This is a genomic window from Casimicrobium huifangae, assembly GCF_009746125.1.
Classification (GTDB): domain Bacteria; phylum Pseudomonadota; class Gammaproteobacteria; order Burkholderiales; family Casimicrobiaceae; genus Casimicrobium; species Casimicrobium huifangae.
The window spans coordinates 1,832,372-1,852,777 of sequence record NZ_CP041352.1 but is presented as its reverse complement, the minus strand read 5'-3'; the positions used below and the strand labels follow the sequence as shown (position 1 = coordinate 1,852,777).

Annotated in this window: 22 protein-coding genes; 13 read left to right on the top strand and 9 right to left on the bottom strand. The window is 63.0% G+C overall.

The genetic code is table 11. From position 1 onward, the window contains the following. Positions 1-12 precede the first annotated feature (12 nt). The 12 genes from FKL89_RS08480 (at position 13) to FKL89_RS08425 (ending at position 12,809) form a co-directional block, all read left to right on the top strand. Positions 13-390, top strand: a complete 378-nt coding sequence (locus FKL89_RS08480; protein ID WP_156862344.1) for a hypothetical protein — start codon at positions 13-15, stop codon at positions 388-390. Further along, positions 387-1,052 carry a hypothetical protein gene (locus FKL89_RS08475; RefSeq protein WP_156862343.1) on the top strand — a complete coding sequence of 222 codons (666 nt, stop codon included), beginning with the start codon at positions 387-389 and terminating at the stop codon, positions 1,050-1,052. The genes FKL89_RS08480 and FKL89_RS08475 overlap by 4 nt, the downstream gene beginning before the upstream one ends. A 131-nt stretch (positions 1,053-1,183) precedes the next feature. Then, on the top strand, positions 1,184-1,816 hold the full coding sequence (locus tag FKL89_RS08470) for an RNA polymerase sigma factor (protein WP_156862342.1): 633 nt from the start codon (positions 1,184-1,186) through the stop codon (positions 1,814-1,816). Beyond that, positions 1,813-2,328 carry a cupin domain-containing protein gene (locus FKL89_RS08465; protein WP_156862341.1) on the top strand — a complete coding sequence of 172 codons (516 nt, stop codon included), beginning with the start codon at positions 1,813-1,815 and terminating at the stop codon, positions 2,326-2,328. Before FKL89_RS08470 ends, FKL89_RS08465 begins: the two co-directional genes overlap by 4 nt. Positions 2,329-2,633: 305 nt before the next feature. Next, on the top strand, positions 2,634-6,659 hold the full coding sequence (locus FKL89_RS08460; RefSeq protein WP_156862340.1) for a DUF2341 domain-containing protein: 4,026 nt from the start codon (positions 2,634-2,636) through the stop codon (positions 6,657-6,659). A 69-nt stretch (positions 6,660-6,728) separates the two neighbouring features. After that, entirely contained in the window at positions 6,729-7,379 is a 651-nt protein-coding gene (locus FKL89_RS08455; RefSeq protein ID WP_156862339.1) for a class I SAM-dependent methyltransferase, read from the top strand. Between the two features lie 191 nt (positions 7,380-7,570). After that, a complete protein-coding gene (locus tag FKL89_RS08450; RefSeq protein ID WP_238363553.1) occupies positions 7,571-8,245 on the top strand; it encodes a helix-turn-helix domain-containing protein in 675 nt (224 codons plus the stop codon). A 1-nt stretch (position 8,246) separates the two neighbouring features. Next, the gene (locus FKL89_RS08445) at positions 8,247-8,783 is read left to right on the top strand and encodes a GNAT family N-acetyltransferase (RefSeq protein ID WP_156862338.1); all 537 of its coding nucleotides are present in this window, start codon (positions 8,247-8,249) and stop codon (positions 8,781-8,783) included. A gap of 144 nt (positions 8,784-8,927) precedes the next feature. Then, positions 8,928-9,284 (top strand): hypothetical protein, encoded by a 357-nt coding sequence (locus FKL89_RS08440; RefSeq protein WP_156862337.1) that lies wholly within the window; start codon positions 8,928-8,930, stop codon positions 9,282-9,284. Positions 9,285-9,356: 72 nt separating this feature from the next. Next, a complete protein-coding gene (locus FKL89_RS08435) occupies positions 9,357-10,325 on the top strand; it encodes an acetyl-CoA carboxylase carboxyltransferase subunit alpha (RefSeq protein WP_156862336.1) in 969 nt (322 codons plus the stop codon). Next, positions 10,300-11,760: a tRNA lysidine(34) synthetase TilS gene (gene tilS / locus FKL89_RS08430; RefSeq protein ID WP_156862335.1), complete on the top strand. Its 1,461-nt coding sequence runs from the start codon at positions 10,300-10,302 to the stop codon at positions 11,758-11,760. The genes FKL89_RS08435 and tilS overlap by 26 nt, the downstream gene beginning before the upstream one ends. A gap of 77 nt (positions 11,761-11,837) precedes the next feature. Beyond that, positions 11,838-12,809 carry a tripartite tricarboxylate transporter substrate-binding protein gene (locus FKL89_RS08425; RefSeq protein ID WP_156862334.1) on the top strand — a complete coding sequence of 324 codons (972 nt, stop codon included), beginning with the start codon at positions 11,838-11,840 and terminating at the stop codon, positions 12,807-12,809. 216 nt (positions 12,810-13,025) lie between these two features. Here FKL89_RS08425 and FKL89_RS08420 read toward each other — a convergent pair whose 3' ends face one another. After that, entirely contained in the window at positions 13,026-13,265 is a 240-nt protein-coding gene (locus tag FKL89_RS08420; protein ID WP_156862333.1) for a hypothetical protein, read from the bottom strand. Between the two features lie 155 nt (positions 13,266-13,420). Here FKL89_RS08420 and FKL89_RS08415 point away from each other — a divergent pair, with 155 nt between their 5' ends. Beyond that, the gene (locus FKL89_RS08415) at positions 13,421-13,843 is read left to right on the top strand and encodes a hypothetical protein (protein ID WP_337786231.1); all 423 of its coding nucleotides are present in this window, start codon (positions 13,421-13,423) and stop codon (positions 13,841-13,843) included. Positions 13,844-13,849: 6 nt separating this feature from the next. Here FKL89_RS08415 and kdsB read toward each other — a convergent pair whose 3' ends face one another. From kdsB to FKL89_RS08375, 8 genes are all read right to left on the bottom strand, one after another. Continuing rightward, on the bottom strand, positions 13,850-14,611 hold the full coding sequence (gene kdsB / locus FKL89_RS08410) for a 3-deoxy-manno-octulosonate cytidylyltransferase (RefSeq protein ID WP_156862332.1): 762 nt from the start codon (positions 14,609-14,611) through the stop codon (positions 13,850-13,852). Between the two features lie 47 nt (positions 14,612-14,658). Then, positions 14,659-14,850 carry a Trm112 family protein gene (locus tag FKL89_RS08405; RefSeq protein WP_156864618.1) on the bottom strand — a complete coding sequence of 64 codons (192 nt, stop codon included), beginning with the start codon at positions 14,848-14,850 and terminating at the stop codon, positions 14,659-14,661. Positions 14,851-14,875: 25 nt separating this feature from the next. Continuing rightward, the gene (lpxK, locus tag FKL89_RS08400; protein WP_156862331.1) at positions 14,876-15,997 is read right to left on the bottom strand and encodes a tetraacyldisaccharide 4'-kinase; all 1,122 of its coding nucleotides are present in this window, start codon (positions 15,995-15,997) and stop codon (positions 14,876-14,878) included. A gap of 40 nt (positions 15,998-16,037) precedes the next feature. Beyond that, the gene (locus FKL89_RS08395; RefSeq protein ID WP_156862330.1) at positions 16,038-16,457 is read right to left on the bottom strand and encodes an ExbD/TolR family protein; all 420 of its coding nucleotides are present in this window, start codon (positions 16,455-16,457) and stop codon (positions 16,038-16,040) included. Next, entirely contained in the window at positions 16,454-17,062 is a 609-nt protein-coding gene (locus tag FKL89_RS08390; RefSeq protein WP_156862329.1) for a MotA/TolQ/ExbB proton channel family protein, read from the bottom strand. The genes FKL89_RS08395 and FKL89_RS08390 overlap by 4 nt, the downstream gene beginning before the upstream one ends. A 243-nt stretch (positions 17,063-17,305) precedes the next feature. Then, positions 17,306-18,310, bottom strand: coding sequence for a hypothetical protein (locus FKL89_RS08385; protein WP_238363552.1), 1,005 nt, complete (start codon positions 18,308-18,310; stop codon positions 17,306-17,308). 29 nt (positions 18,311-18,339) lie between these two features. Beyond that, the gene (locus tag FKL89_RS08380) at positions 18,340-20,082 is read right to left on the bottom strand and encodes a glutamine--tRNA ligase/YqeY domain fusion protein (protein ID WP_156862327.1); all 1,743 of its coding nucleotides are present in this window, start codon (positions 20,080-20,082) and stop codon (positions 18,340-18,342) included. Then, the gene (locus FKL89_RS08375; protein ID WP_156862326.1) at positions 20,079-20,345 is read right to left on the bottom strand and encodes a hypothetical protein; all 267 of its coding nucleotides are present in this window, start codon (positions 20,343-20,345) and stop codon (positions 20,079-20,081) included. Before FKL89_RS08375 ends, FKL89_RS08380 begins: the two co-directional genes overlap by 4 nt. Between the last annotated feature and the right edge of the window lie 61 nt (positions 20,346-20,406).

Genomic DNA, 20,406 nt, shown 5'->3' with positions numbered 1-20,406 from the left:
GGCAAATTGACCATGGATCTTGCACCGGGCACCGTTCGCCGCATCGTGTGGGTGGCGTTGACAGTGCTTGCCATCGTTGCCGCGCTATGGCTGCAGCACGCTGCAGATCGTCGTCTCGCCCTCGCCCACGATGCCGCCGTACGGAGTGCGTGGCAGACCAGCCCACCGCCCAGCACAATGCTGCCGCTAGCTTCGGTCAGCGCGCGATTTGCGATTCGCTCCAGCGGTACAAATGCAGCCGGCAACGACCTGGCGTGGCAAGCTGGCAACGCGGGCGAGTTGCTGGCGAGCCTGAGAGCGCTCGACGGCACCGACCTCAGGTTGGTACAAATAAAAGTCACGCGCAACGGCAGCGCCGGATTCTCGGTAGTGGCGGAGCGATCACCATGAAACGATTGCTGACGATCCTTGCATCGGTGCTGATCGCCCTCTCGGTGCTGGTCTGGCGGATGCCTGCCTCGGTGCTGCGTCTGTTCATGCCGCCGGACGCGGCACGGGTGGTGCAATTGCACCGCATCGACGGCACGGTGTGGCGTGGCAGCGCGCTGTTGAGCCTGACGGGGGTGCCACCCTCGCTGCCCGTTACCTGGTCCTGTCGGCCGCAGTGGTGGCCGCTCGGCGTCCGGTGTGAGCTTGGCGATGCCGTGGCCGGAAGCGTCGTGCTGAACGCCGTCACCTCCGAGGTGGTGGCCGAACGACTGAGCACGACCCTGCCGCTGCGCGTCGCTGCGGGCGCACAGGTCGTTGCCCAATCACCTCGCGTAGTGGCAGACGTAGTTGCGGCAACACTGGCCCGTGACCGCCTTGTCGTGAAAGGCAATCTGCGTGGGCAAGATGCCGCCTACCGCCTCGGCAACACCGACATCGCCCTGGGCGAAGTCAGCCTGGATTGCGCGCCTTCGACAACTGCGGCGGATGGCAGCGTTTGCACTCTTGCCAATCGCGGTGGCAGCGCCCGCATCGATGGACGCCTGCAGTTGGCACCTCGGGCCGTGACGGGCAGCGTGGAGCTGACGCCGGCCGGGGGCGTGACCCAGCGGTTCGGTTTCTAGAAAAACGTCTTGGTACCCACGGCTAAAAACCGCTTTTGCTGCCCTTGCGTACTGACTGGTGAACTCGTTTCCCAGCCGGTATGCACTACCTTTCCCCGCCTCCGCAGTCGCTAAACGGATACCATGCTTCGATGGTAGTTCCTGGCTTTTCCGGCGGCGGCTCGGCATCCGTCTCGCTTCGTGATGACTCCGGCAGCGATCCACTGGCCGAGCGTGACCGCTCGCTGGCCGCGTTGGTCGCACGCATGGCCAACAAGGATGAGGCTGCCCTCGGCGAGCTTTACGACTTGACGGTGCGCCGCTTGCACGCGTTCGCACTGCGCATCGTGCGCGACACGGGTCTGGCTGAAGAAGTCACCGAGGACGCCCTGTTCCAGGCGTGGCGCGAGGCCAACCGCTTTGATGCCGGGCGCGGCAAAGTCATTACCTGGCTGTTGACCATTTGCCGCTCGCGCGCGCTGGACGCCCTGCGCCGTGCCGACATTGCCGAATCAGTGGAAGACCCCGACGAATTCCGCGCCCAGGAGGCCAGCCTGATGGCCCAACCGGAGCAACTGATTGGCCAGTTTGAAGCGGGCAGTGCCGTACACAATGCACTGCTGCAATTGCCCGCCAGGGAGCGGCAGGCAGTGAGCCTGGCTTTCTTCCGCGGGCTGACGCATCAGGAGATCGCCGAGCACTGGCAAATGCCGCTTGGCTCGGTCAAGACGCTGATGCACCGGGCCTTCGCCCAACTGCGCACGCATCTGGAGGCGCAGCAATGAACAACCCTTCAAGCATGGATGATGATCTGAATTTCCCGCCGATGGTGGCGGCGCGCATGGCCGAGGCCGTACGCGACGTGCCACTCGACGCCATGGCCGAACGCTTCATGAAGTCGCGCCTGCTCACCCGTGTGCGCGACCATGAGCGTGGCGCCAACACCAGTACCGTGCGCCCCGGCGACGGTGAATGGGAAAAATTCAGTCCGCGCATCAAGATGAAAGTGCTGCGGCGCGAGGCGGATGGCAGCAGCATGAGCTACCTGCTCAAGCTGGAGCCGGGTGCCTTTCTGGTGCCGCATCACCATCATCACGACGAAGAGTGCGTGGTGCTGGAAGGTGAAGTCACCATCGGGGATTTGCGCGTTGGCCCGGGCACCTATCACCTCGCGCCGCGCGGCATGATCCACGAGCCGATCCGCTCGGAACATGGCGCCGTGCTGTTCATCCGTGGTCAGGAGCCGAGCTGGCGCGACACGGCTGTGCGTGAGACCTTGCGAGCGCTGCTGCGCTGACAACCCAATCCCGAAGCGCCAAGCGTGCAGAGAATGGTATCCATTCGCCACCCGCTCTGGCTGCTGCGGAATTGCACCGACCGACCGCCATCCGCTGCCAAGACTCGCAGGAAGCTCTTTGGCCGCCGCAACAATTGCCTTCAACCGCCAGTTGGCCACCCGACGCGGCGCTCTTCCCCCTCGCGACGGCGCGGCGATTGACAGACGTCAATGACGAAGGCAATGATCACCCCCAGAATGGTCTGATGTGCGTTTCTTGTGGCTAGTACCGCAGAGACGTCAACCACTCTCGCGGCGCCGCAGCAATGACTTCTTCCTGGCTTGATCACTCACCTGTTCGTGTTCGTGGCTTGCTGCGCCGTGTGGCGGCGCTATGCGCTGCCGGCCTCTGCATGCTGCTGGCTGCGCCTCCTGTCGCCGCGCAACCGGCGGGCTGGGCACACAAGGCGACGCTGCGCGTCGAGCCAGCCACCCCCATGGCGGACTATCAGGTCAAGCTGACGCTCAACCGCGCCACCTTCGACTACAGCAAGGCGAAGCCCGATGGCAGCGATCTGCGCGTCTATGCCGGCGCGACGGAATTGCCGTACTGGATCGAAACCTGGGATAGCGCCGACACATCAACCTTGTGGGTCAAGGTGGCTGCCGCCAATACCGCGTCCCTGCACCTCTGCTTCGGCAACGCTGCTGCCACCGCGGTGAGCGATGGCGCCGCTACTTTCGAACTGTTCGACGATTTCACCTCGCTGGCCGCATGGACGCTGCGTACGCAAGCCACCGGCACTGCCGTGCAGGCGACTGTGGACGGGCGAAGTGTGGCGCAGCTAACCTCGCCCGATCTCTCCAACGGCAGCGTGCTGACCAGGCCGTTCGCGTCCAGCGGCACCGCCGGCTATGTGATCGAAACCCGCGCGCAACGGCCAACACCGGGTTCTGACGGGATCCTCGTCGCCTTCACCGACAACAGCCTCAACGCGTCCTACTCCGACCTGCCCGACAACGGCTACATCGGCTATCTGTTTCGCCACGGCAACAGCCGGTCGGGTCTGATCCGCATGGTCACCGGCGGTGCGGCCGGCAGCGGCGAGTGGTCGATCGTCGACAGCGGCGTGGCGAACCAATGGTACGTTGGTGGTTTGCGCTGGTCTGGCGACACGCTCACGTCCGAACGCGACCGCCAGACAGTGGTATCCGCACCGGGACAGGCGTTCAGCGCGCTTACTCATTTGCACATCTCCACCCTCGCCAGTGTCTGGAACTTTGACTGGGTGCTGGTGCGCAAGGGGGCAGTGGTCGACAGCATCGCCACCGTGGTGACGCCGCTCGTCTACACCGCCAGCCACCTCGCCAGCAGCGTCACCGTTCACACCAATCTAGCCAGCGGAGACGTTGCGCCGCTGAAAACCTATGGCGGCGCCAATACTGGCATCGCTACCCCCGCCTGCGCCTTCGTATCCGGTGATGAACTGTTCGTTGCCAATCATCATGCAAACACCATCACCGTGCACGACATCAACGCCGCCGGCGATGCACCGCCGAAGCGCAGCATCAGCGGCAACCTGAGCAATCCTGCGCACTGCTGGGTCGACAACGGAGAGCTTTACGTGGCCAATGCCAACGGTGGCAGCGTGCAGGTCTACAACAGCAGCGACAACGGCAATGCAGTCGTCCCGAAGCGGGTGCTGGATTTGCCGGCCCGCGGGCTGGCGGTCTACGGCGACGAGTTGATCCTGCCGCAGGACTACAACGTCACTGCGGGCAACACCATTTACATCTACCCAAAAACCGCCAGCAACCCGGCAACGCCGTCGCGCACCATCACCGGCAGCAACACGCTGCTCGCCGGTCTGGTTGGCGTGCATGTGTCCAACGGCGAACTGTTCGCCATGACCAGTGGCGCAGTGCGCGTGTTCAACCTCGGCGATAACGGCAACGTCGCGCCGAAGCGCTCGATCAGCGGCGCGCAGACCGGGTTTGCCTTTCCGGTCGCGGTGTGGACGATTGGTGACGAGCTGCTTATCGCGGACGCGAACGGCAACCGGATCAGCGTGTTCAACCGCAACGACAGCGGCGACGTCGCGCCGAAGCGCGTCATCGTCGGTGCCGCGACCGGCCTCAACTATCCGTACCACGTGACGGCGGATGCCGGACTCGTTCCGCTGGCGATGTATGAAGCCGAAGGCAATGCGCTCGACAGCTCCGGCGCCCATCACGGTACAAGCAGCGGCGGCGTGACTTACACGGCGGGTGTGGCCGGACAGGCGTTTCGCTTGAACGGCAGCACCGGCAAGGTGACGGTGCCGGCGTTCGACATGGGCAACAACTGGACGATTGAAGGCTGGATCCGGCCCGACACCTGCAGCGACAACTGGCATTGCCCGATGCTGGTGCGCAGCGCCGGCAATCAGGATGGTCTGTTCCTCGGTTACGGCGGCCCGGGTCACTCGGCGGCGGGCGAGTTCCTGTTCGACATCGGTGGCAGCGGCGCCTGGCAGTTGGTGATGACCTCCGGTGGCAAGTACGCCTCGACGGCGTGGCATCACCTGGTCGCCACACGCAACGGCGACACCTACACGCTGTTCGTCGACGGCGAGCAACGTGCGCAGCAGGTGGTGCCTGGCGCGTCCACCGCCTATCAGTCGCGCGACCTGCAAATGGGCTACTGGCACTACAGCATCGGCGAAAGTTATGTAAACGGCGCCATTGACCAGGTCAGCATTTTCGACACCGCGCTCGCGGCGTCCGAGGTGCGCAACCGCTACGTGCGCCTCGCTTCGGCCTGCCCCAATCTGCTCGCCGGCACCATTAGCTGGTGGACGGGTGACGGCGGTGGCCGCGACACAATGGGTAACAACGCAGCCGTGACGGTCGGCGGTGTCACCTACACGCCTGGAAAATCGGGTCAGGCATTCAATCTTGATGGCAGCAGCGGGTACGTGCGGGTTGCGCAGCCGAATGCTCTGCCGACAGGCAGTGCGCCGCGCTCGATGGCGCTGTGGGTCAAGACGCCCGCCAACTTCTACAGCACCACGGAATGGGCGATGATGCAGTACGGCACCGCCGCCGGCTCGCAGATGTTCGGTCTGATCACCTCGGGTAACGCGCCGCATCGGCTTTATTTTTACGGCAACAGCAACGATGTCGTCGGTGCCACCACACTACAGCCCGACACCTGGTATCACGTCGCGGTGACTTACGACGGCAACCAGCTGCGGCTCTATCTCAATGGCCAGATCGACGCCGAGGCCGTCGTCGGCGCCCTCAACACCACGCTGTCGGCCGATGGTCTGACGCTCGGATTGAGGCCGCCAGATGGCCCCGGCGCTACCCGCTGGAAGGGCGAGATCGACGAAGCGGCGGTGTTCAACCGGGCGCTATCGACGGCGGAAGTGGCGCTGCTTTATGCGGGCACCGGATCAGCCTGTCTGCCACAGAACTCGACATCGACCAGCATCAACGCGCACACGCCGAACCCGAGCGTGGTCGGCCAGCCAATCACTGTGCAGGCAACGGTCACGGCGACCACGCCCGCGACGGGTACACCGAGCGGCAGCATCATCGTGAGCGACGGCAGTGCAACCTGCAGCATTGTGCTTCCGGCGACATCCTGCGCAGTCACACCGGCCAGCGCCGGCACCATCACACTCAATGCCCGCTACAGCGGAGACGGTGTATTTTTCGCGAGTCAGGCAACGCCGGTGGCGCACACAGTCGTCGCAATCGACCAGCAATCAACGCTGACCGTCACCCGGCCTGGCAGCGCCGGCGGAAACGTCAGCAGCGCTAACAGCGAGATCAACTGCGGATCAACCTGCTCGCACCTGTATGCCAATGGCAGTGCGGTGACGCTCACCGCCGCGCCCGACGCCGATGCGATCTTCACCGGCTGGCTGGGCCACTGCGCGGGCACTGGCCCCTGCCAGATCACGGTCAACAGCGATACCACCGTGTCGGCGACCTTTGCGCCATCGGCACTGGCGCCTTTCCCGATCGATGTGGACCTGAACCACAGCTACGAAGCGGCGTTTGACGGCGTGCTGATGCTGCGTCGTCTGTTCGGTTTCGGCGGCCTGGCGCTGACCGTCAACGCGACCGGGACGAACGCCGGGCGCACCGATCCGGCCCAGATCGCCAGCTACGTGACCGACCTGCTGCCGCTGCTGGACATCGACGGCAATGGTCGCGTCGATGCGCTGACCGATGGCCTGCTGTTACTGCGCTATCTCACTGGCCTGCGCGGTGATGCGCTGGTCAATGGCGCATTGGGTAGCGGCGCCACACGCACGCTGGCAGCCGACATCGAAGCCGCCATCGCCGCGCGCATGCCCTGACCGCTTCCAAGCGCCAGCAAAGCGCCTCCGCGCTGGGCGACCGGGCACCGGTTTGGCTATCCTGTGCGGATGACGACGCCTCCTGCCAAGCCACCCGCCATCGCCGCCGCTTACGACGCGTGGTCGGCGCAGTACGACCACGACCGCAATCCGACCCGCGATCTCGATGCACAGGTGCTGCCGCGTGTGCTCGGCGAGCTGCGCCCGCGCGCAACGCTGGAGACGGGCTGCGGTACCGGCAAGAACACGGCCTTTCTCGCCAGCATCAGCCAGTCCGTGCTCGCCGTCGATTTCTCGTCTGGCATGCTGGCCAAGGCGGCCCAACGCGGTCTGCCACCGCAGGTCCGCTTTGCGCAGTGCGACTTGCTGCAACGCTGGCCGGCCGACAACAGCAGCATTGATCTGGTGTCGTGCAGCCTGGTACTGGAGCACCTCAAGGATCTGTCACCTTATTTTGAGGAAGCCGCCCGCGTGCTGGCGCCCGGCGGTCATCTGTGGGTGTGTGAGCTGCACCCATACAGGCAGTACGCTGGCAGCCAGGCGCGCTTTGCCGGCGCCTCCGGGGACACGGTAAAGGTGGACGCCTTCACCCATCACCTGTCCGATTTCACCGCCGCTGCGGGCCGCGCCGGCTTGCACCTGCGGCGGCTCGACGAGTGGTGCCATCCAGACGAATCTGCCGCGCTGCCGCGATTGATTTCATTCCTGTTTCAGCGCTGAGCCCTCGGGTCCGCCTATAGCTTTTCTTTGAAACCATCGTTCAATGTGGGCTCAGACGCGATTAGGCAAATAGTCGACTTGATACATTTCTTGTCTGCGCGCCGCATTGAAACGTCATCTTCAGCAAAAGTCAGTGAATCACTCCTGTCGCACTTGACTTGAATTCCATCATGATGGATATTTATTCCATCATGCAAGACGACACTATCCGCCGAGCCAACGAACCAGCCGGGCCCGCCAGAGAGGACGAGAGCAGCGGCTTGTCGGCCCGCATTGCCCAGCGCATACACGGCCTGCGCACGGCACAACGCATGTCGCTGGAGGCGCTCGCCACGCGCAGCGGCGTCAGCCGCTCGATGATTTCGCTGATCGAGCGCAACGAGGCGAGCCCGACAGCAGTCGTTCTCGAAAAAATCGCCACCGGGCTCAATGTAGTGCTGGCAGCGCTGTTCGATGCACCCACCGTCAACGGTCAAGCGGATCACACCGCCACGCTTGCCCGCCGCGCCGATCAGGCACGCTGGCGCGACCCCAATTCCGGTTACCTGCGACGCAACGTCTCGCCAGAAATGGCAAGCACCTCAAGCGGACTGATGCAGTCGCCAATCCAGATCGTCGATGTTGCCTTCCCCGCCGGCGCGCGCGTCGCCTATGAAACGGCGGCCCGCGACGTCGCTGTGCATCAGCAGGTGTGGGTGCTGGATGGCGCCATGCAGATCACGGTCGGCGACGAGACGCATCAGCTAGACAGCGGCGACTGCCTGGCCTTCGCACTCGACCGGCCGGTCGCCTTCCACAATCCCACCGCCGATACGACGCGCTACGCCGTCGTGATCGCGACGCTACCTGCACCTCCCCGGAGATGACATGCCTGCCACCGCCGCGCCAACAACCATCACCATCCGCCGTCCGATGGCACCGAGCCCCGCCGACTTGGCCGGACTGGCGGACGTGCTCGTCGATTGCGTCGAAGGCGGCGCCTCGGTCAGCTTCATGCTGCCGCTCAGCCGCGAGCGGGCGCTGGCGTTCTGGCAACGGGTTGCCGACGGCGTCGCGCGCGACGAGCGCGCCCTTCTGGTGGCGGAGGACGAGGCCGGCATTGTCGGCACGGTACAACTGGTTTTTGATTTGCCGGAGAACCAGCCGCATCGCGCCGATCTGGCGAAGATGCTGGTGCACCGCCGCGGACGCCGGCGCGGGCTGGGCGAGGCACTGATGCGAGCGGCAGAGCAGCTCGGTCGCGACAGCGACAAATCGTTGCTGGTGCTCGATACCGTCACCGGCGGCGACGCCGAGCGCCTCTATGCGCGCCTCGGCTGGCAAAAGTGCGGCGTGATCCCGAACTATGCGCTATGGCCGCAGGGTGGCTTTTGCGACACCACCTACTTCTACAAGGCGCTGTAGCCGCCGCTGCGTTGGCTGCGTACCGTCAGGCGCAACGGCCAGTAGCGCAATCCGCTACCGCCCTGCCCCGATTGCGGGGACATCGCAAAGTAGCGACAATCCGCCGCGCAGATTTGCCTGCTCACGAAAACAGGATCACAACGCATGCGCGACGCCACCTTGCCCGTCGTACTGATCGCCGGCGGGCTCGCCCTGCTCGGCTGGAACTACGGCTGGATTCCGGACTGGAACACGCTGGTCGCCATTGCACTGGTGGTTGCCGGCATCGCGATTCTGGTGCTCGATGGCATCACCAAGAAGTCGCTGGTCGCCGGCCCGATCCTGATTGCCATCGGCATCGGCTGGTACGGCTACTTTGATCTTGGATGGCGTTCGCGACTGATCATTCCGCTGTTGATGATCTTCTCCGGGCTGATGATGCTGGTGGCGCGCTTCGCGCCGGTACCCGAATCGCGCGCCAACGGGCTGCTGGCACCCAGGCAAAAGGACAGTGCGCCGTAGGAGCTTGTCAGCGAAAAATCAGACAAAACCGGAAATGTCTTAGGCTGCGCTTTGCCCACTACAATCGCGGCCATGGCAAAACAAACCTACCTCGATTTCGAGCAGCCGCTGGCCGAGCTGCAAACAAAAATCGATGAACTGACCGAGTTGCACCACGGCGTTGACCAGCTCGACGTCTCCGACGAAGTCAAAAAGCTCACCAAAAAGCTCGCTGACCTCAACAAGTCGATCTACGCCAAGCTCACGCCGTGGCAGATCGCGCAGGTAGCGCGACATCCACAGCGGCCCTACACGCTGGACTACGCCAACGGCCTGTTCACCGATTTCGTCGAGCTGCATGGCGACCGCGCCTATGCCGACGACGCGGCCATCGTCGGCGGACTGGCCAAGTTTGACGGCCAGAGTTGCATGGTGATCGGCCACCAAAAAGGTCGCGACACTAAGGAGAAAGTGTTGCGCAACTGGGGCATGCCCCGCCCCGAGGGCTACCGCAAGGCGTTGCGCCTGATGAAGCTCGCCGACAAATTCGCGCTTCCGATCTTCACCTTTGTCGACACGCCGGGCGCCTACCCTGGCGTCGGCGCCGAGGAGCGCGGCCAGTCCGAAGCGATCGGCCGCAACCTGTTCGAGATGGCACAGATCAAGTCGCCAATCATCGTCACCATCATTGGCGAAGGTGGCTCCGGTGGCGCGCTGGCCGTTGCCGTTGGTGACGTCACCGCGATGCTGCAATACGCCACCTATTCGGTGATCTCGCCGGAAGGCTGCGCCTCAATCCTCTGGAAGAGCGCCGAGCGCGCGCCTGATGCCGCCGAGTGCATGGGCATCACGGCGGACCGGCTAAAGGCCCTGCGTCTGATCGATCACATCGTCCCGGAGCCTGCTGGCGGCGCCCATCGCGACCCGGTGGCGATGATGGGCAACCTGAAAAAGGTGCTCGCCAGTGAACTCGAAAAGCTCAAGGCATTGACGCCAGACAAGCGCCTGGCGCTGCGCCGTGCGCGGCTGGCCGACTATGGCGCCTTCAAAGCCGGCTCCTGATCCCGCAAACGCCGTTCGTTCCGCCGTAGCCGCCGCGCTGCATCGCTGGCGTTCCCGCGCCGGCGGGCTGACACGGGTGCGAGTGGCACTCTCGGGGGGCCGTGATTCCATCGTCCTCTTGCACGCGCTGCACGAAGCTCGCCGCGATGACACCAGCTGGGCGTTGCAGGCGCATCATGTGCATCACGGCCTCAGTCTCAACGCGGATGCCTGGGTGGCGCATTGCGAAGCGGTCTGCTGTGCGCTGAAGGTGCCGCTCGCGGTCAGTCGCGTGCATGTCGATCGCAACGATCCACGCGGCATTGAGGCGGCGGCGCGTGACGCACGCTATGCGGCACTGCAGGCGGGAGCGACAGGCGACCAATCGAAACCAGCATCCGGTGCCACGATCATCGCCCTCGCCCATCACGCCCGCGACCAGGCTGAGACCGTGCTGTTGCAGTTGTTGCGGGGAGCTGGTCCGGCCGGGCTGGCAGCGATGCCAGCGAAAGACGGTGACCTGTATTCACGCCCGCTGCTGGCGCTTCCCCACTCTGCGATTGCGGCCTACGCGACGCGATGCGGGCTCACCTGGATTGACGACGACAGTAATGGCGACCAGCGCTTTGCCCGCAACCGCTTGCGTCATGCCGTCTGGCCGGTGCTGGTTGAAGCCTTCCCGTCCGCCGAACGCACGCTTGCCCGTGCCAGCGGTCTGCAGGCCGAGGCGGCCGAGCTGCTGGATGATCTGGCGGCGATTGACCTGGCCACAATCAGCAGCACCGATGGCGACTCGGGTGAAGACCATGAGCAGGAACTGGTCGTTTCGCGGTTGCAGCGCCTGTCGCCAGCGCGGCAGGCGAATGTGCTGCGCTACTGGCTGGCAAGGCATGCCATTGCAGCCGTTGCCGAGAACACCCTGCATGAATGGCTGCGCCAGCTCGGGACAAACAACCCGACGCAGGCTATCCGTCTACGCGCTGGCAATCTGATGCCCGATGTGATCGTCTATCGTGATCGTCTGCAGCTCGCGTGGCCGCAAGAGGCCTGGCCGGCGATGCCGTGGACCGGGGAACCCAGCCTCTCGTTGGGTGGCCATTGCGGCAGCGTGGAGTTCGTTGCCGGCGCTGCCGATGAAACCTTGGTGCTGCGACCACCGCAGCCAGGCGAACACTGGCTGGTGCGGCGGCGGCAGCCCGGCGACCGCATCGCGCTGTCCGAGCGCTCCGGTCATGTGTCGATCAAGAACGTCATGCAGAACGCTGGTATCCCGCCGTGGCAGCGCAGCATGTGGCCGCTGTTGATCTGCAACAACGAAGTTGCAGCAGTCGCTAGCGTTGCGACAGCTTCCGCCTATACAGTGCGCGCCGCACCGCATGCTACAGAGGCCGGCGGGAGAGGCTTTTGCTGCCAGTGGAAACCCGCTTGGCAGATCAAGACCGGCTCGCAACAATGACCGTGGAGTCAGCCAGCGCGTGAACCGTGGCGTTGTATTCCCGGCCCATAACAATCAATCCAATGGAGAAATCACAAATGCTGAAGAGACTCTCGACGCTTGCCACGCTGGTGAGCCTCGCCGTGGCGAGTTCGGTCGCAGTGGCGGCCTACCCTGAAAAGCCGATCACGGTGGTCGTCCCGTTCGCCGCTGGCGGCCCCACCGATGTCGTCGCCCGCACCCTGTCGCAGGCCATGAGCGGCCCGTTGAAGGGCACGCTGGTCGTGGAGAACGTTGGTGGTGCCGGTGGCACCATCGGCGCCGGCAAGGTCGCTCGCGCCCAGGGCGACGGCTACACCCTGCTGTTCCATCACATCGGCATGTCAACCGCGCCGGCGCTGTATCGCAAGCTCGACTTCAAGCCGCTGGATGACTTTATCCCGATTGGCGCCGTGGTCGATGTGCCGATGACTTTGATTGCCAAGCCGCAGACCACACAGACGAACGTCAAAGACCTGGTGGCCTACATCCGCGCCAACAAGGAAAAGATCAATCTGGCCAACGCTGGCATCGGCTCGGCGTCGCACCTTTGCGGCCTGCTGTTCCAGAGTGCGCTGAAGACCGATCTGACCACGGTTCCGTTCTCGGGCACCGGCCCGGCGATGACCGCGCTGCTTGGCGGCAACGTTGACGTCATGTGCGACCAGACCACCAACACCACCGGCCAGATCAAGGCGGGCAAGGTAAAGGCGTTTGCAGTCACCAGCAAGGGCAAGCTCGCCAACTTCCCCGAGCTGCCTCCGCTGGCGACCGAGTTGCCCGGCTTTGAGGTTGGCGTATGGCACATCCTCTACGCGCCGAAAAACACCCCGGCCGACGTCGTGGGCAAACTGCAGGGCGCGCTGCAAACGGCCATCAAGGACCCAGCTTTCCTCGCCAAGATGAAGGACCTGGGCGCCGAAATCATGCCGCCTGATCGCCAGACTTCCGCTGGCGCCAAGGCGCTGCTGAGCGCTGAAATCGGCAAGTGGGCACCGATTATCCAGGCAGCCAAGGCCTACGCAGACTAAGTTGGCAGGGGCGTGCGGCGATGCGGTGCCGCACCTCTCACCGCCACCATCGCCGCGCATCAATATGGTGCGCAGCGTGGCGACCAGCTAGCGTGAAATTGGCGACCGTCCAACGCGTCAGGCACAGCCAGACCGTGCTGATTCGGACGATCAGCACGAGGCGAGCGTGATTTGTTTCCGCCGTTCGCTGTGCGAGCGGCAGCAAGTCCGGTGGTGCTATTCGCCGCCGGTGCCGGTCTTGACGGTTGCGCCGTCGTCCGGTTTTTCGAGGAGTTTGGTCAAGCACCCGGCGCAGGTAAAGACGGTGCGACCACCGACTTTGCGCGTCTTGCCGCCACGGATGATGGCAGGCTGCTTGCAGGTTCCGCAGAGCCGTGTCCAACTACCGGCCACCGAGCGTTTGCGCGGTGTCGCGGTTTGTTGACGAAATTTGGCGATCTGATTCGGATCGAGCATAGACATCGTCACCCTGAGTTACGCGCCATCAAATGCTCAAAAGACGCGCTTCGTGTAAAAACCATGACACGAATGCAATTGAGGCGATTCAATAAAGCGTTGTATTTTCAACGGCCTATATTATGTCTCAAAAGCGCTTTCTTTGCCACTCCCACATGATGAAAAAGCCTTTGCGATTTGTCCGAAAACCGGCGTCGTGGCGCGGCCAGCGTGGACGCGGCTTCATCCTGCCGCTGCTGGCGGTGCTGCTCATCGTTGTCGTGCTGGCAGGCGTCTACGGCATGATCGTCTGGAAGTGGAGCTACTCGGAGGGCGAACGCGCAGGCGTCGTGCAGAAATTCTCGCGTAAGGGCTGGGTCTGCAAGACGTGGGAGGGAGAGCTGAACATGGTGGTGCTACCCGGCGCGCTGCCGGAGAAATTCTTCTTCACTGTGTGGGATGACGGCGTCGCTGCGTCCATCAACCGCAATGTCGGCCGCCGCGTCACGCTGCACTACGAGGAGAAGGTCGGACTGCCGACCAGTTGCTTCGGCGAAACGCGCTACTACATCAAAAAAGTGACGCCGCTGCCGGAGTAATACCCGCTAGTGCTGGTTGCCACGCGCCAGCAGCCTCGCGTAGTCCTCCGGCGTGTCGATGCCGGGTGGCAGCGGATCGTCAACGACGGCGACCCGTATGCGATACCCGTGCGCCAGGGCTCGCAACTGCTCCAGCGCCTCGTGCCGCTCAATGGCGGGCACAGTCAGGGCTGGAAACGAGCGCAAGAAAGACGCCCGATAGGCATAAAGCCCAATGTGGCGATAGACCGGCAGCCCGGCCGGCATGACAGTCACCCCGCCTGCCCACGCATCGCGCGAGAACGGCACCGGCGCCCGACTGAAATAAAGGGCGTTGCCGGTCTCGGCAACAATGCATTTGACGACGTTCGGATTGACCACGTCGCTGATGTCATGAATCGGGTGGCAGAGCGTGGCCATGGCCGCGCCGCGATCGGCATCCAGCATCGCGGCGACAGCATTAATGGCAGATGCCGGAATCTCCGGCTCATCCCCCTGCACATTGACGACGATGACATCATCGTCAAGGCCCAGCGCGGTGACGACTTCGCTTAGGCGGTCGGTACCGGTCGCATGGTCGCTGCGCGTCATCGCGACGCCTACGCCGGCAGCATGGCACGCCTCAGCGATGCGAAGATCATCTGTGGCAACAACGACCTGCTTTGCAGCGGACAGCGCCGCACGCTCGGCCACCCGCACGATCATCGGCTTGCCGAAAAGATCAATCAACGGTTTGCCAGGAAAACGGGTGGATGCGTATCGGGCTGGAATGACGGCAACAAACGACATATCTCGTACTGTGCTCTGTGCTGGGTGGCGAACTGGACTGTCCCTGATCAGGACGCCAACGCCTCGATCTCTTCTGCCAAGAGCTTGCGCGCTTCCTCTTCGAGCATCACGGGAATGTCTCCGCGAATCGGGTAGGCAAGACGTGCCGACTTTGAGATGAGCTCCTGCCTGCCTTTGTCATAAATCAGTGCCCCCTTGGTGACGGGACACACGAGGATCTCAAGCAGTTTGGGGTCGATGGCCATATGGGGGGGTCGCGGAAATCTATTCGGTTGCAGGTGATACTGGTGACGGGGACGCTGGATCATCGTCCAGCAACGCCTCACGCTCGGCGCTGGCGGCCGGCGCCGCCCGCGAAGGCTCGTGCGTGGCATACAGTTCGCAGGCATCGCGTACCAGCCGCAGCAGTTTACGCTTGGTTTCGGGCGCCAGATGCACACTCAGCGGTACGGCCCACATTCGACGATCAGCAAAAGGCAAGCACTTCGGCGCGTCTTTCTCTGTCATCAGTATCGGACGCTCGCCGATGTTCCTGAAATCACCTGGCTGGAAGGCGTGATGATCGCGGAACGGAAACAGTTGACCGCTAACGCCCGCCCGGCGCAAGGCATCGTAAAAGTTGCGCGGGTTGGCGATGCCGGCGACCACCGCTGCGCGGGATTCAGCAAAGGTCGACAACGGGGTATGGCGGCCGGGCTCGACCAGCGCGTAAGCGTCGCTCAACTTGCGCCGCGCAACATGATGGTTGCCGTCTTTGTAGCCGGAGCTCGGCGTCGTCCATGATGGCATGATGCGCAACTCGCAGTTGCGCACGCGCTCGCGCGGCTCGCGCAGAGGCCCAGCCGGTAGCAGCAGGTTATTGCCGTAGCGGCGTTCGGCACTGATGACCTCAACCTCGACATCCCGCATCAGAGCGTAGTGCTGCAGGGCATCGTCAGCGACCAGCACATTGACATCGGGATTGTCCGCAAGCAGATGGATTGCAGCCAGCACCCGATCGGCGCAGACGACGACCGGCACACCGAGCGCAAAGTGCAGCATCGGCTCGTCACCAACATCAGCCGCCGTCGACCGTGCGCTCACGGCGCGCGGCGCCTTGGGGCTGACCGGATAGCCGCGACTGATGATGCCGGGGCGATAGCCCGCTTTCTGCAGGCAGCGAACAATGGCCTGCACCACCGGCGTCTTGCCTGCGCCGCCAACAACGACATTACCAACAACAACGACGGCCACGCCGGGATGGCTGCGCTTGAATACACCGCGCCGATAGAGATCTGCCCTGATACGGACAACCAGACCATACAGCCACGACAAGGGCTTCAGCAGCCGCGCCAGCGTGGTCGGCTGTCGTGCCCACCATGTCTTTTCAAGAAGCGCGGGGAGCATGATGGCAAATGTGCTGGGTTGCGGCTACACCGCGGCCAGGCTACTTGCCCGGCGACTGCGTTGCGAAAGTGATGTTGGCGTATTGCGCCAGGCGCGCTGCCTCCATCACGTGGACGACATCCTGATGCTTGGCGGCAGCATCGGCATTGATGATGATCACCGGGTCAGTAGCACCAGCGGCAGCGTCGCGCAGCGCCTGCGCCAGCGCAGCAACCGTGGTAAAGGTGAACACCTGTTTATTGAGCGCGAAACGACCGGTCGCATCAACGCCGACGTTGATCTCCTTCGGCCGCTGCACCTGTTTTTCAGCATCTGCTTCCGGCAGCGAAATCTTCAGTTCGGTGAACTTGCTGTAGGTTGTCGATGCCATCAGGAAGATAAGCACGACCAGCAGGACGTCGATCAGCGGGATGAAGTTGATCTCGGGTTCTTCGCGAAAGCGGCCGCGGCGAAAGTTCACTTGGCGCGGTCTCCATGCAGGATGTCAACCATGCGTGTCGCCTGCTGCTCCATCTCGATCAGCAGCGAATCGACCTTGCCCCGGAAGTAGCGGTAGAACATCAATGCGGGAACCGCAACGATGATGCCCATCGCCGTGTTGTAGAGCGCCACCGAAATGCCATTGGCCAGACGTGTCGGATCAACGCCGGCGCTGCCGGTGCTGCCGAAAATTTCAATCATGCCGATGATGGTGCCGAGCAGCCCCATCAGTGGCGCCGCCGCAGCGATGGTGCCGATGGCATTGAGGTACTTTTCGAGCCCGTGGGCGACCACGACGCCGGTCTCCTCGACCGCCTCTTTCACCACTGGACGCGGTGACTTGATGTTGGCGAGCCCGGCGGCAAGGATCTGACCCATCGGCCCCTGACCCGCCGTCAGATCAACCAGTTCCTGCGTCAGGCCCTTCTTGCGGTACTCGGCGATGACTTTGTCGACCAGGCCGGCCGGGATGATCTGCGCCCGCCGTAGCGTCCAGGCCCGCTCAATGATCAGCGCCAGCGCAACGATGGATACAAAGATGAGCGGCCAAATTGGCCAGCCCGCCGCCTTGATGATGTCCCACATGAAGCGCAGTCTCGCTCGTCAGATTGGTGATTACAGCGTGCAGTGTAACTCGCCATTTGGCCGTTTGAATGTAGCCACTTTGGCTGTACAGCTTTTTGCTGAAACGACGGTTAAAAAGGGCTTGGAACGGAATTTTCGATCAAGTCGACTTTGCGCAAATTTGGCACGCAACCTCGTTGCAATGCCGCGTCTTGTGAGCGGTGTTGCGTGCTTCCCGTAGCGCGCGGCAGTGAGCCTAGGAGGCTATCTCGGTGATACGACGCGCATGCTGATCATCGCAACAGCCGTGGCCTTGCCGTCAGATACGGCACCATGATCCTGCACGTCCTGCAGGTGCGTATCGCCACGCAAGTTCTCAAGCGTTCTAGTCACCTGCCCGCGACTTTCGACGCGGAGCGTAAGCACGTAGCGATCAGCTTCGACCCTTATTCGTTCGACCGTCGCATCGCGGTCGACGAGCGAACGAATTGCCCGCTGTGGGTCAAAAGTTTGTTCTCGAGGACTATCCCCGCGTGTAATCCCACCGGATGCGCCGGCGATGCCACCGCCATACGTCAGATCCCATTCCTGTCGCGCGACGCCACCCGGCGGTCGCGGCGGCACGATATCGGGCTGTCGATCTATCTCACGGCCGGTCACACGCGCAAGGCTCGCCGACGGCCAGGTGGCGTTGCGGCGTTTGCTGTCGATCCAGTACGGAATGCCAGCGCCAGTCTCGGCCCAAAGCGAGGTCACCCTTGGCGTTCGCTCTGTCAAGTAACCCTCAAGGTCACCTTCGGCGTTGCGACGTACGCGTAAGCCCAGGTGTTCGTTGGGCGCCGCCAGCCAACCGTCGCGGCATTCATAATGCGCGCCTCTGGCGAGTGTAGCCGTGTGGTTGTCAAGCGATCCCACCTGGTCCGCCGTGACCTCCATTGCGTACTTTACGTAGGCTGGTGTCGATTTCGCACCGAGTTTGACGGAATCGTTTTGCGCTGCACGCAGATACGTGACCGTCAATACGGAGCCAGGCTTCCCCTCGATCTTCACCGCTAACCAGGGGTTGTGCGCCATCGGCAATATCTCGCGACCGAGAAATGTTCCACGCAGACTGAACTGCCCGCCTGGAACGTCCTGCGCGCGAAGCGAATACACGCCCTGAATGTCGGGACATTCGCTATGCCGATGGATCCCTACCGCGTCACAGGCGGCAAGAATCGGCACCATGGCAACTGCTACAAGACGGCAGAGGGCGGGCGGCGCAAACACGGTAGTCCTGCTTGCCGTGGGCCCTGGCCCTAGACAGGTTTCCAGCCGTCCTTCAAGGTCACGGCGCGGTTGAACACCAGCGCGCCGGGTTGTGACAGCTTGCGGTCCGGCGTGAAATAACCGTTGCGCTCAAATTGATAGCTCTGGTCGGGTCTGGCGCTCGCCAGCGACGGCTCCAGCCAGGCACGCACGAGCTTTAGCGAATGCGGGTTCAGATAGTCCTTGTAGTCGCCCTCGCCAGCGTCGGGATTCTCGACATTGAACAGGCGGTCATACAGGCGCACCTCGGCTTGAATGCCGTCGGCCTTGCCGACCCAGTGGATCGCGCCCTTGACGTTTCGGCCGCCCGTGCCGCTCTTGGTCGCCGGATCGTAGCTGGCGTAGATCGTAGTGACGTTGCCCTCTGCGTCCTTCTCGATGCGCTCACATTTGATGATGAAGGCGTGGCGCAGGCGCACCTCGCCGCCTGGCACCAGCCGGAAGAAGCCCTTGACCGGGTTCTCCATGAAGTCGTCGCGCTCGATAAACACTTCGCGACAGAACTTGAAGCTGCGCTTGCCGCGAGATTCGTCATGCGGATGTACCGGCGCCGAGCACTCCTCAAATTGCCCTTCGGGATAGTTCTCGATGACCACGCGGATCGGATCGAGCACCGCCATGCCGCGCGCGGCCACCGCATCCAGGTCATCACGCAGCGCACGCTCCAGATCGCCCATATCGATCCACTGGTGCGCCTTCGACACACCTGCCCGTTCAGCAAACAGGCGGATTGAGGCGGGCGTAAAGCCACGACGACGTAGCCCCGCGAGCGTCCAGAAGCGCGGGTCGTCCCAGCCATCGACATAGCCCTTCTCGACCAGCTCAAGCAGCTTGCGCTTGCTCATGACGGTGTAGCTCAGGTTCAGTCGCGCGAACTCGATCTGCTGGGGGTTTGGTGCTGGCAGCTTGCCGGACTCGACGAGGCGCTCAAGCACCCAGTCGTAAAGTGGACGGTGCGCCTCGAACTCCAGCGTGCACAGCGAATGCGTGATGCGCTCCAGCGCATCGCTGATGCAATGCGTATAGTCGTACATCGGATAGACGCACCACTTGTTGCCGGTGCGGTGATGCCCGGTGTGGCGGATGCGATAGATGGCCGGGTCGCGCAGGTTGATGTTCGGCGAGGCCATGTCGATCTTGAGGCGCAGGATGTGCGTGCCGTCGGCGTGCAGTCCGCGCTTCATCTCGTCGAACAGGCGCAGGCTCTCTTCGGCGCTGCGATTGCGGAACGGCGAATCGACGCCCGGCTCGGTCAACGTGCCGCGATTGACGCGCATCTCCTCGGCCGACTGGCTGTCGACATAGGCGAGACCACGCTCGATGAAGTGTTGCGCGAACGCATAGAGCGTGTCGAAGTAGTCGCTGGCGTAGAAGAGATGATCCTTGAACGAGAAGCCCAGCCACTGGACCATCTCCTTGATCGACTCTTCGTACTCAATGTCTTCCTTGACTGGATTGGTGTCGTCGAAGCGCAAGTGACAGACGCCAGCGTAATCCTTGGCGAGGCCGAAGTTCAGGCAGATCGATTTGGCGTGGCCGATGTGCAGGTAGCCGTTCGGCTCCGGCGGGAAACGCGTGATGACCTTGCCGCCATGTTTTCCGCTCGCATTGTCGGCATCAATGATCTGTCGAATGAAGTTGGAAACGACCCTGGATTCTTCTTTGCCGACTGGCGTGGCGCTGCTGGCGGATACAGCGCCCTTGATCGGTGCGCCCTTGGTCACGGAACTCATTCGAGATTGGACAATGTCGTATTGTGCGGTCGCAACATTGTAACGATGCGCTTTTGTACCGCCGAACGCGCGTCCATCAGCGTTCTGGAAAAGTCACCGCTGCGCGACGCCAGCCCCAATGCGGTCCCCGGAATCGGGAAAGTTGCCCACATCGATTGTGGATAACTGACCGGATAACTCTGCCGATCTGGCCGCAGCCCGCATCGGTTCTCGATTTTGCTTTTTGCTCGCAGTCTGTCCTGCAAAAACGTAAACTCGATCAAGCACTTGCACCACACAATCAGCGTTTGCAGGCGATGACGTTGGCGTGCTCCTCAGAATAAT